The sequence below is a fragment of the Enemella evansiae genome, from assembly GCF_004362375.1.
GTDB classification, from domain to species: Bacteria; Actinomycetota; Actinomycetes; order Propionibacteriales; family Propionibacteriaceae; genus Enemella; species Enemella evansiae.
Window position 1 is genome coordinate 186,485 of record NZ_SNXA01000012.1, and the last position, 13,737, is coordinate 200,221.

The following is a 13,737-nucleotide window of genomic DNA, read 5'->3' on the forward strand; positions in this document are numbered from 1 at the left end:
CGGGTGCGTGGGTCACCAAGTGGTCGAACCGACCGGGCCGGTGGCGGGCAGACTCAGCCGTCCGGATCGGCGAGTCCCAGTTCGTGGGCGAGCTCCTCGACCAGCCAGGACCAGTACGCCTCGGCGGGCTCGGCGGTACCGACCAGGTGGCCGGAGAGCTCCAGGCTCAGCGTGCCGACCAGTCGGGTGAGCGCCGAGATCAGGGCGAGCATGGTGGCACCGTCCAGTTCGGTGTCGAAGAGCGCCGCCGCCTGCTCGAGATTGCCCAGCAATCGCCGTTCGGGTCGGGCCATCGGCGGTCTCGGCCGGGCCCCGGCGTCCTGCAGCAGCATCGCCAGCACCCGCGCGACCCGGCCGGCGGGGGCCAGGGTGTCCTGCGGGGCCTGGTAACCGGGCACCGGCGACCCGTAGATCAGCGCCCAGCGGTGCGGGTTCTGCTCGGCCCACTCGCGCATCGCGGCACAGCAGCGGCGCCAACGGGCCGACGCACTGCCACGGCTCGCGCCCGCGTGCTCCACCGCCTCCCCGAGGGAGTCATAACCGTCGACGATCAGCCGGGTCAACAATTCGTCGCGGTTCGCGACATAGCGATAGACGGCCGAGGAGGACACGCCCAGCTCCCGGGTCAGCGCGCGTACCGACAACCCGGCGGCCCCGACCTCGGCCAGCTGGCGGCGGCCGAGCTCCAGGATCCGCTCGTTCATCTGCTCCCGGGCGAGCTCCCGTGCGGTTGCCATGTCGGCGATCCTGCCATGCCGGGCGGGTGGCGTAGGCGGGGATGCTCGGGCATAGGCTCGGGCCATGGCAACGATCTTCAGTCGCATCATCAACGGCGAGCTCCCCGGCCGCTTCGTCTACCGCGATGACCGCGTCGTGGCGTTCCTCTCCATCCAGCCGATGTCGCTGGGCCACACCCTGGTCGTCCCGATCGAGGAGATCGACCAGTGGACCGACTGCGATCCCGAGCTCTGGCAGCACCTGAGCGCTGTCGCCCAGCGGGTCGGTCAGGCGGTGAAGCCGGTTGCCGGCACCGCACGGGCCGCCACCCTGGTCGCCGGCTTCGAGGTGCCGCACCTGCACATCCATGTGTTCGGCGCCGACGACATGTCCGGATTCCAGCTCAGCGAGTCCGCCGCGAAGCAGTTCGACGACGCCGAACTGGACCGTGCGCAGGCCGAGATCGCAGCGGCATTGGAGCGGTGAAACCTTCACTAGACTGACCGCCATGTCGGTCCCCGAGAACCAGCCCGCACCCGAGCAGGCAGTCGCCGAGCAGAACCACGACCTGGTGATCGTGGTCGACTTCGGCGCCCAGTACGCCCAGTTGATCGCCCGCCGGGTCCGCGAGGCCCGCGTCTACTCCGAGATCATGCCGTCCACGGCGACGGTCGAGGAGATCCTGGCGAAGGGACCCAAGGCGGTCATCCTCTCGGGTGGACCGAGTTCGGTGTACGCCCCTGGGGCGCCCCAGGTGGATCCGGAGCTGTTCGGCCAGGGCGTACCGGTCTTCGGCATCTGCTACGGCTTCCAGGCGATGGCCCTGGCCCTCGGCGGCGACGTCGCCAAGACCGGACTGCGGGAGTTCGGGCGTACGCCTGCTGCCATCACCGACGCCGGCCGGCTGCTCGCCGACCTGCCCGCCTCGCTGAACGTGTGGATGAGCCACGGGGACTCGGTTTCCGTGGCACCACAGGGATTCCGCACGCTCGCGAAGAGCGAGGGTGCGGAGGTCGCCGCGTTCGAGGACACCGAGAAGAAGCTCGCCGGCGTGCAGTGGCACCCCGAGGTCGGGCACTCCGAACGCGGCCAGGACGTGCTCGAATCCTTCCTCTTCGACATCGCCGGCTGCAAGCCCGACTGGACCCCGGCGAACATCGTCGCCGACACCGTCGAAGCGGTGCGCGCCCAGGTGGGCGACCGCAAGGTGCTCTGCGCGCTCTCCGGCGGTGTGGACTCCGCGGTCGCCGCGGCGCTGGTGCAGAAGGCGATCGGCGACCAGCTGACCTGCGTCTTCGTCGACCACGGCCTGCTCCGCAAGGGCGAGGCCGAACAGGTCGAGCAGGACTACGTCGCCGCGACCGGGGTCGACCTGGTGGTCAAGGAGGTCGCCGACCAGTTCCTCGGCAAGCTGGAGGGGGTCAGCGACCCGGAGCAGAAGCGCAAGATCATCGGCACCGAGTTCATCCGGACCTTCGAGGCCGCCGCCCGCGAGATCGCCGACGACCAGGGCATCGACTTCCTGGTCCAGGGCACCCTCTATCCCGACGTCGTCGAATCCGGCGGCGGCGAGGGCGCGGCCAACATCAAATCCCACCACAACGTCGGCGGCCTGCCCGACGACCTGCAGTTCACCCTGATCGAGCCGCTGCGGGCGCTGTTCAAGGACGAGGTGCGCGCGGTCGGCGCCGAGCTCGGCCTGCCCGAGGCGATGGTCTGGCGGCAGCCGTTCCCCGGCCCCGGGCTGGCGATCCGGATCGTCGGTGCCGTCACCCGCGACCGACTCGAACTGCTCCGCGATGCCGACGCGATCGCCCGCGAGGAACTCACCCGGGCCGGCCTGGACCGCGACGTGTGGCAGTTCCCGGTGGTCCTGCTCGCCGACGTCCGCTCGGTCGGGGTCCAGGGCGACGGGCGCACCTACGGGCACCCGGTGGTGCTCCGCCCGGTCTCCTCGGAGGACGCCATGACCGCCGACTGGAGCCGGCTGCCCTATGAGTTGCTGGAGAAGATCTCCACCCGGATCACCAACGAGGTCCCTGAGGTGAACCGGGTCGTCCTGGACGTCACCTCCAAGCCGCCGGGCACGATTGAATGGGAGTGAACAGGTAGCCGGCCATGGGCACCTTGAGCTACACCGCAACGATGTCGATCGACGGGTACGCCGCCGACGCCAGCGGTGACTTCCAGTGGTCGGCGCCGAACACCGAGGTCTTCGACGTCCACGTCGAGCGGATCGCCGCAGTGTCCACCGAGGTGCTCGGCCGCAACACCTACCTGCTGATGAAGTACTGGGAAACCGATCCCAGTGACGAGACCTGGCAGCCCGCCGAGCAGGAGTTCGCCCGTCGCTGGCGCGACCTGGAGCGGGTCGTGGTGTCCTCGACGCTGACCGATGCCGACCTCGCGCCCGAGCGGGTACGCCTGCTGCCGACCCTCGAGCCGGGTGAGTTGCAGCGGATCGTGGCCGCGGCCCCCGGTGAGGTGGAGATCTTCGGACCCACCACCGCCGCCCCGGCGATCCGGGCAGGCCTGGTGCAGGATTTCCGGTTCTTCATCGTGCCCAAGGTCGTCGGCGGCGGGCTGCGCGCGCTGCCGGAGGATGTCCGACTCGACCTCGAACTCGTCGAACAGCGGATCTTCGGCAACGGCACGGCGTACGTGCACTACCGAGCGAGCTGACGGGTTCATCTCGACACGCTCCGCATTGCTCCGCTGCGCTTCGCATCCGGAGCTACTCGATGAACGTCGGTGGGTCAGACCCGGGCGCGGACCACCTGATCGAGCACGTTCAGCGGGAGCGCGCCGCCGTCGAGCACGGCGGAGTGGAACTTCTTGATCTCGAACCCCTCCCGGGATTCGGCCTCGGCGCGCATCCGCTGGATCTCCAACCGGCCGATCATGTAGGAGCAGGCCTGGCCGGGGGAGACGATGTAGCGGTCGACCTCCGGTCGACAGATGCCCTCGGTCATCGGCGAATTCTCAACCATGTAGTCGATCGCCTGCTGCCGCGACCAGCCGAGCGCGTGCAGGCCGGTGTCGACGACAAGTCGGCAGGCCCGCAGCGAATCCGCCGACAGCATCCCGAGCCGCTGCACCTGCGATGAATAGAGTCCCATCTCGTCGGCGAGCCGCTCGGTGTAGAGACCCCAGCCTTCGGCGTACGCCGCATTCTCGCTGTACCTGCGGATCGCCGGCACCGAATCCGGCAGCTCGGAGGCGATCGTCAACTGCAGGTGATGCCCGGGAATCCCTTCGTGGAAAGCCAAAGACTCCAGCTCGAAGATCCCCCACGAGGTCGGATCGTCGATGTTGATGAAGAAGGTGCCACCGCGACTGCCGTCCGCGGCCGGCGGGAAATAGTACGCCTTCGCACCGGTGGTCACCCCCTCGACCGCACACGGCGCCTGGGGCAGCGTCTCGAACCAGTCCGGCATCGCTTCCCAGGCGCGTGCCATCGCGACCCTGGACTGTTCGACCAGTTCCTCACCGGTCTTGAAGTGCAGCGCCGGATCGGTCCGCATCGCGTCGAAAATCCCTTGCAGGTCGTCGGTTCCGGCGACCTCCGGCCCGAGTGCCCGGTACTCGTCGGCGAGCGCTGCGATCTGATCCAGCCCGATCTGATGGATCTCCTGCGGCGTCTTGTCGGTGGTGGTGAAGAACCGCAGCGTGCGGGCGTACGCATCGTCACCGCCGGGAAGAAATGTGAGGCCGACCCGGTCGTCGGGCCGCGCCACCGGGAGCACCTCGTCGCGGAGCACATCGCGGTAGGCCGCCAGCCCCGGGCGTAACTGCTCCTCCAGCACCTGCGCGAAGCGGCGCCGCCAGTGCTCGGCGTCGACCTCCGCGGGCAGGTTGATCGCGGTCAGCACCGGATCCTCGGCGACCGGGGTGGCCAGCAGGGCATCGAGCTGCTCGATCGTCGCCTGCACGGCAAAAGCCGGCGACACGCGCCCTGCCGCGACGCCCTCGCGCTGCCGTTCGGCGAGCTCGGTGAAGTAGCGGCCCACACCCTCGGCCTTGGTCAGCATCGCCTCGGCCACCGTCGCATCGGGTACGCCGAGCATCCCGGCGACCACCGGCAGCGACGCCTGCATGCCGAACACCGGGTCGGCCGCATGCTCGGCCAGTCGGGCCTCCAACAGATCGGCCCGGGTGCCCGCCTCGAAGATCAGGTTCTCCCGAGTGACCCGCTGGTCATCGCTGAGCCCGTCGGTCGGCACCGCAGCGGCCCGTTCGGCGAAGTCGCGGAACGTCGTGACGTGCTCGTCCTCGGCCTGGCGGCCGGCGGACTCGAAATCGCCGACATGGGTGAGCTCACCCTGCAGATGCCGCCAGGTCGGTTCGGCGACCATCAGCGCCTCCCAGTAGTCGGCCGCCAGCTGGTCGATGTCCTCGGACGTGGGGTTCTCGCTCATGGCCGCAGCCTAGGGGAGGGGTACGCCTCAGCGGCTGCCGGCCTGCGCGACCAGGTCCAGCGCCTGCTCGAAGCGCCGCACCCGCTCACCGATCTCGATCCCGTCGGGGTCCCCGCTCACCCGGATCTTCAACCCGAGCAGGGCATCGGCGGGCAGCTCGGCGAGGCAGCGGGTCATCTCCGCGGCATCCATCAGCGAGGCCGCCTCCATCGCTGCCGGTGGCAGATGGCCGTCGGTCCAGGCCGCCCCGAACGGATTGTCGATCGCGGCCGCACCGGAGAGGACCAGCCCGGCTAGCTTCCCGGCCTGCTCCGCCGACCGCAGGTGGGCGAGCGGGGTCCCGACACTGCGGCCCTCCAGTGCGGAGCGCCCCCAGTTGATCAGCATCCCGACCTCCGGATGCTTCGCCAGCACCGTCAGTTCTTCGGCCAGGCCGAGGAATCCCTTCTCCGCCGGGTGATCCGGGGCCGCGGCATCGCAGTGTTCGATGGCCAGCCGGGCCCCGCTCCAGTCGAATTCGGACAGCTCACCCAGCGAGCGGTCGAGAGCCTCGGCGCTGCCACCCCGGGGTGCCGAATGCAGCAGCACCCGGCTCACCGTGCCACCCCGCGCCACGAAGTCGGCGATCTGGTCGGCCAGCCGCCGCGTCGCGTCGACCGCTCGCCGGCGACCGGTCTCGTCGGCTGATGCCAGCCCGACCACCGGATCTGCGGCCATCGCGAGCATGGTCTCGGGGAAGCTGGTCACCACGTGCCGCCAGGTCGGCGGGCAGACCGCGGCCAGCACCGCGCGGGCGGCCGGGTCGGCCAGGTGATGTGTGGGCAGCTCCAGGCCGGACACCCGCGTCAACCCGGTGAGCAGTCGGTGGAACTCCGCGAAGTCGTCCGAATCCGGCGCAGGGCTCGCGGGATAGGCCCCCAGCACAATCGTCATGGAACTTCATTCCACACCATCGGGCGGGATCGGCCAACCCTGCCCCACGCCCTCGGCGATCCAGCGAACCCTGGGTCCATCCAGCGAGCCCTGTAGGACTGGGGGCATGCACTCAGGATTCGCTGGATCGCGATGAGTGGGCGAGGTGGGGGCTCCGACTCAGACGAAGAGCATCCCACCGTCCACCAGGATCGACTGACCGGTGACGTAGTCGGAGTCGGGGCCGGCGAGATAGGAGACCAGGCCGGCGACGTCCTCACCCGTGGACACCCGGCCGAGCGTGATCCCAGCTGCCATCGCGGCCATCGATTCACCCTTGCCGACCTGATTGATCGCACCCAGGTCGGAGTCGATCTGCTCCCACATCGCGGTGTCCACGATGCCGGGGCAGTAGGCGTTGACGGTGATGCGGTGCTCGGCCCATTCCTGCGCGGCCGCCTGGGTCAGCGCCCGCACAGCGAACTTGCTGGAGCAGTAGACACCCAACAGCGGGAATCCTTTGTGGGCGGCGATCGACGCGGCACCGATGATCTTGCCGCCGGTGCCCTGCTGGATCATCTGGCGGGCGGCTTCGGTGTAGCAGAGGAAGACCCCGCGACCATTGACCGCATGCACCTGGTCGTACTCCGCCGCGGACACCTCCAACAGCGCCTTGGTCTGTGCGATACCCGCGTTGGCGACCATCACATCCAACGAGCCCAGCGCCGCCGCGGTGTCACTGACCAGCGCCCGCACCGAATCGGGGTCGGATACATCCCCGGTCAGCGCGACGTGCTCGCCGTTCTCGACGGTGGGCAGCGAGGCGCGGGTCGCCTCCAACTCCTCACTCATCGAGGGCAGGTCGGAGACGGCGACGCGATGCCCGTCCCGGGCGAGGCGGGTGGCGATCGAGCGGCCGATGCCGCGGGCCGCTCCGGTGACGTGGACATTGCTCATCGGGGGTGGTCCTCTCGGGGTCAGGGGTGGACGAGGATCTTGACGTTCTCGTCCTTGTTCTCGATCAGCTGGCGGAAACCGCCGTCGACGATGTCCTCGACGCCGATCCGGCCGGTGATGAACTGCTCGGCGTCGATCCGCCCCTGCTGGAGCAGCTCGATCACCGCGGCGTGATCGCCGCAGTAGGCGCTCGTGCCGATCAGGTTCAGCTCGCGCATCACCAGGCCGAACATGTCGATCTCCGCCTTGTGACCCCAGATCGACACGTTGACCACCGTGCCGCCGTTGCGGGTCGAGTCCAGTGCCGCCTGCAGGGCCGGGGAGAGCCCCACGCACTCGAAGGCGACATCGGTACCGAGGCCACCGGTCTGCTCCCTGATCCGGGCGGGGATGTCGTCGGTGCTCGGGTCGAGCACCAGCGTCGCACCCGCGGCGGGCGCTTTCTCCTTGCGGATCGCCGACATCTCCACCGAGATCACCTGCTCCACCCCGATCGCCCGCAGGCAGGCCATCGTCACCAGTCCGATCGGACCCGCGCCGAAGACGACGGCGGTCTGGCCGGGTTCGATCCCGGAGCGTCGGACGGCGTGGTAACCGACCGCGATCGGTTCGACCAGCGCACCCACCTCGGTCGACAGGTCGCCCAGCGCGTACACCCGCTCGACCGGCGCGACCACAAACTCACTGAACCCGCCACCGCCGCCGGAGAGCCCGATGAAACCGCCCCGCACGCACAGGTTGTAGTCACCGGCGGTGCAGAACTCGCACTCGCCGCAGACGATGAAGGGTTCCACCACCACCCGATCACCGGGGCTGAAGCCCTCCACCCCGGCACCGACCTCGGCCACCACCCCGGCGAACTCATGGCCCAGGGTGAGCGGCACCGACTCCCCGGAGATCGGGTGCGGTGCGTCTGGCGTCGGCGCGAAGATCGGACCGTCCTCGAACTCGTGCAGGTCGGTGCCGCAGATGCCGCACCACTCGACGCGCACCTTGACCGTGCCCGGCTGCACGGCGGGCACCGGCACCTCCTCGATCCGCAGGTCGCGGTTGCCGAAGTAGCGGGCGGCGCGCATGGTGGCGGGTGCTGTGGTGGTGGTCATGCCGCGACGTTAGGCAGTGCCGCCGTCGCTGGGGAGGGTTGCATCGGGTTGCGTGGCCGGTCACTAGACTGGCCGGGTGCCGATCCGCCCCAGCCGTCGCCCCGGGAACCGTTCCCGGTTGGTGCTGCTGGCCGGCGGCATCATCGCCGCCCTGGTGTTCGGGCTGCTGGCCATGCACCAGCTCTCCAGCCATCACCGGATGGTGACCGGTGACACTGCGGCCGCATCGACCGGTACGCACGGGTCGATGGCGATGTCGATGGTGGGCGAGTCGGCTCCGATGGCGATGCCCGCCACGGACGCTCCCGCTCCCGAGCAGGATCATCAGCAGTCCGGCGGGATGTTCTGGAGCTGCCTGCTGGTGCTCGTGCTGGGTCTGCTGCTCTGGCTGGTACGCCCGCGGCTGCGGGTGCTGACCCGGCTCCACCCGGTACGCCTCAGTCGGCACCTGCCGGCGTACCGACTCCTGCTGCGGCCACGCAGCCTGGCCGAACTCTGCGTACTGAGGACCTGAGGGGTCGCGCTGTTGCGCGCAAAACCGTTCGCGCTGTCGCGCGCGAAAAGTTTCGCGCCGGCACGCGCGCAACACCCTCGCCCGGCTGGGCGTACCGGCCAGATCCTCAAGCACACAAGGAGTTTTCCCATGTTCGATCGTTCCCGATCCACCCGACCCCGGACGCTGCTGGCCGGCGGTCTCATCGGTCTCGCCCTGCTCGGTGCGGGGTGCAGTTCCGGCGAATCGGCCCAGCCCGGATCCGGTGGTGGCGGTCACTCGATGCCGGCCAGTGCGGCCCCATCGGCGAAGCCGCTGCCCTCCGACGTCGCGCCGAGCGATGTGATGTTCGCGCAGATGATGATCCCGCACCACAAGCAGGCGGTGCAGATGAGCGACATCCTGCTCGGCAAACCCGGCGTCCGCCCCGACCTCGCCGAGCTGGCCAATCAGATCAAGGGTGCCCAGCAGCCCGAGATCGACCAGATGACCGGTTGGCTCAACGACTGGGGCCAGCCGCTGGAGATGGGCCACTCGATGGGCGGCATGGAGGACGGCATGCTGTCCCCGGAGAAGCTCGATGAGCTGCAGAAGGCGGACACGGCGACCGCGCAGCGGCTCTATGTGGAGGGCATGATCGCCCATCACCAGGGCGCGGTGAAGATGGCCGAGAATGCGCGCCGCACCTCGAAGAATGCCGCCGTGCAGAAGCTGTGCGACGACGTCATCCGGACCCAGAACGCGGAGATCCAGACCATGCAGGGAATGCTCCCCACGCTCTGATCGTCGACGCTCTGATCCTCGCCCCTCGACACGGGCGCGGAGCGCCCTGCTCGGGGATCGTGGGAGATGAGGAGGCGCCCGGTGCGAGTGCACCGGGCGCCTTCGTCATCCGCGGGATCGCAGGCCGTCAGCGCAGGTCGTCACCGTTGTAGACGCCCTGGCCCGGCTGGGTGCCGGTGCCGGTGCCGCCGTAGGGCTGGCCGCCGCCGTTGGCGTTCTTCTTCTGCTGCTGCTGGGAGTACCAGCTGTTGGCCTTCTTGCCCCAGTCCTCGGCGATCGCCTTGCCACCGTCGGCGGGCATCAGCACCCAGGCGAGCAGATAGACCAGCGGCCCGATGCCGGTGAAGATGATCAGCGCGGCCGCGACCAGCCGGACGATGGTGGCATCCACGCCGAGGTACTGGGCGAGGCCCCCGCAGACGCCGCCCAGCATCTTGTCGGTCGAGCTGCGCGTGAGTCGCTTGGATCCGAAGTTGTTCATTGGTGGTGTCCTCTCGATTCGGTTGTCCGGGTGGATCTTCGGGGGATCGGGGAAATCAGTTGCCGCGGCCGCGCACCATCAGGCAGCCGGCGCCGACGAGCACCAGCAGCAGCGGGATGGCCACGCCGAGCACGCCACGGTCCATCCGGCCGCCGTAGGCGCCCCACAGGACCATCGCGGCGACGGCGATGCACAGCGCACCCGCGGCGAGGGGGACGACATCGGGAGTACGCCCGGGGCGGCGCTGCGGTTCCAGCTGTTGTGCACTCATCGTCGCACCTCCAGTTCGCCGACATCGACATGGGTGTCCAGGGTCAGGGTGGGGGAGCCGGGTGGCCCCTGCTGCACGGTCGAGGACCCCTTCAGATCCACCCCGCGCTGCGGACCGCTGGGCAGGGTGGCGGCGCCGGCGTCGACCGACCACTGCAACCGGACCGTGGTGTCCTCGGGCAGGATCACCTGCAGCTGACCGGCGTCGACCGCGATCGTGTGGCTGGTGTCATCGTTCATCCGGAACTCGGACAGATCGACGATCATCGGGCCGACATCGGCCCGCGTCCCACCGGGGGGCAGGTCCGCGGCGCTGCGATAGACGATCTGTGTCGGTTCGGTGGTCAGTTCCTGATTGCCGGCGGCGGTACCGACGGTGGACACCGCGAGCAGCAGGCCCAGGGCGATCAGCCCACGCGGCCGCGGCCGCCAGGCGCCGAACACCAGCGCCACCCCCGTACCGAGCAGGGCCGCCGCCAGGTAGGCGTGGAACGGCGGGTTCAGCCAGACATCGCTCGCTGCTACACCGATCACGGGCAGCAGGATCAGCAGCAGGGTCCGCCAGCGGGCGCGCCGGCGGTCGCGGCGGGTCGGCCGGGTCGGGGCCACCTTGGTGGCGACCGGTTCGGTCGCCGGTTCGGGATCGGCGGGCCCGTAGAGCCCGACCGGATCCGGGTGGGCCAGGAAGGCCTCCAGCGAATAGCCCGGATCCTGCTGCGGCGGCAGGCCGAGGGTGGGGTCTTCGGGCTCCTCGACCGGGCGGCTGGGGCGTACCGGCTCGGCGGGCGGGAAATCGGCGGGATCCACCGGCTGCGACCGACCGACCCGGTCCAGATGCTCCTGGACGCGGACCTGCCAGGCGTACGCCGCCCGGGTGAAGCGGGTCTGTTCGCTGAACGGCGCCGGCGGGATCGCCGTCCGGTCGTCGGGTTGCTCGGTGACCTCGGCCTGCCTGTCCCGGCGGCCGAGCCGCCCGGAGCGCTGCAGACCCAGATAGCAGACCACGCCGACCACGATCGCCGGGCCGATGCCGAACGGGAGCAGGCTGCCGACCGCCATCGCGGTGAGCAGGGCCGCGACGGCCAGCGCGAGCAGCCACAACGTCCGCGGGGCGCGCCGGGCGCCGGGGATGAACTGATCGATCGCGGCCCGGTCGCTGCCCTGGCGGGGCACCGAGAGCCACGCGGCGGCGTACAGCACCAGGCCGATGCCGCCGGAGAGGGCGAGCAGCACGGTCATCAACCGGACCAGCAGCGGGTCGACCCGCCAGCGATCGGCGAGTGCCACGCACACCCCGGCCACCCGGGCCTCGGTGGTGCTGCGGCGCAGCGTGCTCAGGTCCATGGGTGCCATCCTCCCCGCTCAGCGAAACCCAGACCATCGGGGATCACCCCCAAAAGGCTCGGACTCAGGGCCGGGTCGGGGGAGTCCCGGTTGGCAGGGGGCGGTACGCGTGTGAGGCTGGATGCATCATGGCCACAGAACCGTCCGACACCGTCCCCGGCGGCCGGGACAAGCTCCCCGAGCCGACCGTGCCGGTGTCCACCGACGGCTCCTCGACCAGGCCCGGTGAGCACCCGGCCGACGGTTCGACGGCGCTGCTGCCCACCGAGGACAAGGGCCGTCGCCGCGCCACCCGGGTCGCCGACGGTGCCTGGCTGGGCGGGGTCTGCACCGGACTCGCCGCCCACCTCGGCTGGCCGGTGATGGTGATCCGGATCGGATTCGTGGCGCTCACCCTGCTGCAGTTCATCGGGGCCGTGGTCTATGCGGTGCTCTGGCTGACGATGCCGCCGGCGCCGACCGAGGAGAAGGCACCCGGTCTCGAATCGGCCAGTCGCAGCAACATGCGCCCCGGCAAGCGCCGGCACGGTGCCGATGTGGGGGCCGTGGTCGCGCTCGGCCTCTTCGGTACCGGGTTGCTCTGGTTGGTCCAGGGCAGCGGACTGGGCGTCTCGCAGAAGATCTTCTGGCCACTGGCCTTCGCCGGCGCCGGTGTCGCGCTGGTCTGGCGGACCGCCGACAACCCCGCCGACACCGACGGCAAGGACTGGCGTCGGGAGACCGAGGGCCGGGTCTGGCTGGCTCCGCTGGTCGCCCGCGGCCGGTTGCTCTCCCTGGCCCGGATCATCTTCGGGATGGCGCTGGTCGGCGCCGCGGTCGGCATGGTGATCGCCTCCCAGGCCGGGCTGGCGGAGATTCCGCGGATCCTCGGTATGGCGGGGTTGGCGCTCGCCGGTATCGGGCTGGTGATCGCACCCTGGGCGTACCGCTCCCGGATCGCCCTGCAGACCGCCCGCGAGGAGAAGGTCCGCGCCGACGCCCGCGCCGACATGGCGGCGCACCTGCACGACTCGGTGCTGCAGACCCTGGCGCTGATCCAGAAGCGCGCCGACGAACCCAAGACCGTCGCCACCCTGGCCCGCAAGCAGGAACGCGAACTGCGCACCTGGCTCTATGGCGACGAGATCCGCGAGCAGACCCTGAAGGCGGGGCTGGCCGCGGCCGCCGCCGAGATCGAGGACGAGCGCGGGGTGCCGATCGAGGTCGTCTGCGTCGGCGATCTCGACCTCGACGAGCGGATGGAGGCGTTGCTGCGCGCCACCCGCGAGGCGATGATGAATGCGGCCAAGCATTCCGGTGCGGCGCGCATCGATGTGTACGCCGAGGTGGACGATGAGTTCGTGGAGATCTTCGTCCGCGACCGGGGGCGTGGCTTCGACATCAACGCCATCGGGGATGATCGGATGGGCGTGAAGGGCAGCATCATCGGGCGGATGGAACGGCACGGCGGCAAGGCGCGGATCCGTTCCTCGGCCGAGGATGGCACCGAAGTGAAACTGGAGATGAGTAGATGACCGAGCAGACCGGACCCGAAGCAGACCAGCCCTCCGGGTTGGGCAGCGGCAACACCAGCGCCTCGCCCACCCCGACCGGTACCGACTCGGGGTCGACCCAGGGCCTGCGGGTCGTGATCGTCGATGACCACGCGATGTTCCGCGCCGGGGTGAAGCACGAGATCGGCAGCGCAGTGACCGTCGTCGGCGAGGGCGAGGACGTGCCCACCGCGGTGAAGGCGATCACCGAGACCAGACCCGATGTGGTGCTGCTCGATGTCCACCTGCCCGGCGGCGGTGGTGCCGAGGTGATCAAGCAGGTGCATGCCGTCGACTCGGACCAGAAGTTCCTGGCGCTCTCGGTCTCCGATGCCGCCGAGGACGTGATCGGCGTGATCCGCGCTGGCGCCCGCGGCTATGTGACCAAATCGATCAGCGCCGATGAACTGATCGACGCGATCCGCCGCGTCGCCGATGGGGACGCGGTCTTCTCGCCGCGGCTGGCCGGGTTCGTGCTGGACGCCTTCTCCGGTTCGATCGACATCGCCTCGGTCGATGAGGATCTGGACCGGCTCTCCCAGCGCGAGCGCGAGGTGCTGCGGCTGATCGCCCGCGGGTACGCCTACAAGGAGATCGCCCGGGAGCTGTTCATCTCGATCAAGACCGTCGAGACCCATGTCTCCTCGGTGCTGCGCAAGCTCCAGCTCTCGAACCGGCACCAGCTCACCCGCTGGGCCACCGACCGCCGGCTCGTCTGAGCCGACCG

15 protein-coding genes are annotated in these 13,737 nt (G+C 69.9%); 7 read left to right on the plus strand and 8 right to left on the minus strand.

What is annotated here, in order from left to right; genetic code table 11:
• Window positions 1-53: 53 nt before the first annotated feature.
• Window positions 54-737 carry a TetR/AcrR family transcriptional regulator gene (locus C8D81_RS17120; protein ID WP_166646866.1) on the minus strand — a complete coding sequence of 228 codons (684 nt, stop codon included), beginning with the start codon at window positions 735-737 and terminating at the stop codon, window positions 54-56.
• A 64-nt stretch (window positions 738-801) separates the two neighbouring features.
• Between C8D81_RS17120 and C8D81_RS17125 the strand changes: the two genes are divergently transcribed.
• From C8D81_RS17125 to C8D81_RS17135, 3 genes are read left to right on the plus strand one after another with little or no spacing between them, the layout of a single operon-like run.
• Window positions 802-1,203, plus strand: a complete 402-nt coding sequence (locus C8D81_RS17125) for an HIT family protein (protein WP_094360111.1) — start codon at window positions 802-804, stop codon at window positions 1,201-1,203.
• Window positions 1,204-1,225: 22 nt separating this feature from the next.
• Complete coding sequence (gene guaA, locus C8D81_RS17130; protein ID WP_094359906.1) at window positions 1,226-2,821, plus strand: glutamine-hydrolyzing GMP synthase; 1,596 nt, start codon at window positions 1,226-1,228, stop codon at window positions 2,819-2,821.
• A gap of 14 nt (window positions 2,822-2,835) precedes the next feature.
• On the plus strand, window positions 2,836-3,399 hold the full coding sequence (locus C8D81_RS17135) for a dihydrofolate reductase family protein (protein ID WP_094432477.1): 564 nt from the start codon (window positions 2,836-2,838) through the stop codon (window positions 3,397-3,399).
• A gap of 74 nt (window positions 3,400-3,473) precedes the next feature.
• On the opposite strand, the gene C8D81_RS17140 is transcribed toward C8D81_RS17135, so the two are convergent.
• From C8D81_RS17140 to C8D81_RS17155, 4 genes are all read right to left on the minus strand, one after another.
• On the minus strand, window positions 3,474-5,135 hold the full coding sequence (locus C8D81_RS17140; RefSeq protein ID WP_208109364.1) for a DUF885 domain-containing protein: 1,662 nt from the start codon (window positions 5,133-5,135) through the stop codon (window positions 3,474-3,476).
• Between the two features lie 27 nt (window positions 5,136-5,162).
• A complete protein-coding gene (locus C8D81_RS17145; RefSeq protein ID WP_094432479.1) occupies window positions 5,163-6,068 on the minus strand; it encodes a DUF4862 family protein in 906 nt (301 codons plus the stop codon).
• Between the two features lie 159 nt (window positions 6,069-6,227).
• Window positions 6,228-7,004, minus strand: a complete 777-nt coding sequence (locus C8D81_RS17150; RefSeq protein WP_094432481.1) for an SDR family oxidoreductase — start codon at window positions 7,002-7,004, stop codon at window positions 6,228-6,230.
• A 20-nt stretch (window positions 7,005-7,024) separates the two neighbouring features.
• Window positions 7,025-8,107, minus strand: coding sequence for a 2,3-butanediol dehydrogenase (locus C8D81_RS17155; RefSeq protein ID WP_208109365.1), 1,083 nt, complete (start codon window positions 8,105-8,107; stop codon window positions 7,025-7,027).
• A gap of 76 nt (window positions 8,108-8,183) precedes the next feature.
• On the opposite strand from C8D81_RS17155, the gene C8D81_RS17160 reads away from it, so the two are divergent.
• The gene (locus C8D81_RS17160) at window positions 8,184-8,621 is read left to right on the plus strand and encodes a DUF6153 family protein (protein WP_133626451.1); all 438 of its coding nucleotides are present in this window, start codon (window positions 8,184-8,186) and stop codon (window positions 8,619-8,621) included.
• A 129-nt stretch (window positions 8,622-8,750) separates the two neighbouring features.
• Complete coding sequence (locus tag C8D81_RS17165) at window positions 8,751-9,383, plus strand: DUF305 domain-containing protein (protein ID WP_094359916.1); 633 nt, start codon at window positions 8,751-8,753, stop codon at window positions 9,381-9,383.
• A gap of 127 nt (window positions 9,384-9,510) precedes the next feature.
• Here C8D81_RS17165 and C8D81_RS17170 read toward each other — a convergent pair whose 3' ends face one another.
• The 3 genes from C8D81_RS17170 to C8D81_RS17180 are packed head-to-tail and all read right to left on the minus strand — an operon-like array spanning window position 9,511 to window position 11,478.
• On the minus strand, window positions 9,511-9,864 hold the full coding sequence (locus tag C8D81_RS17170; RefSeq protein WP_094359918.1) for a PspC domain-containing protein: 354 nt from the start codon (window positions 9,862-9,864) through the stop codon (window positions 9,511-9,513).
• A gap of 55 nt (window positions 9,865-9,919) precedes the next feature.
• Window positions 9,920-10,135: a hypothetical protein gene (locus tag C8D81_RS17175; protein WP_094359920.1), complete on the minus strand. Its 216-nt coding sequence runs from the start codon at window positions 10,133-10,135 to the stop codon at window positions 9,920-9,922.
• A complete protein-coding gene (locus tag C8D81_RS17180) occupies window positions 10,132-11,478 on the minus strand; it encodes a PspC domain-containing protein (protein WP_166646867.1) in 1,347 nt (448 codons plus the stop codon). The genes C8D81_RS17175 and C8D81_RS17180 overlap by 4 nt, the downstream gene beginning before the upstream one ends.
• A gap of 128 nt (window positions 11,479-11,606) precedes the next feature.
• Here C8D81_RS17180 and C8D81_RS17185 point away from each other — a divergent pair, with 128 nt between their 5' ends.
• Window positions 11,607-12,992 (plus strand): ATP-binding protein, encoded by a 1,386-nt coding sequence (locus C8D81_RS17185; RefSeq protein ID WP_094359924.1) that lies wholly within the window; start codon window positions 11,607-11,609, stop codon window positions 12,990-12,992.
• Window positions 12,989-13,729, plus strand: a complete 741-nt coding sequence (locus C8D81_RS17190; protein ID WP_094400552.1) for a response regulator — start codon at window positions 12,989-12,991, stop codon at window positions 13,727-13,729. Before C8D81_RS17185 ends, C8D81_RS17190 begins: the two co-directional genes overlap by 4 nt.
• The last annotated feature ends 8 nt before the right edge of the window (window positions 13,730-13,737 follow it).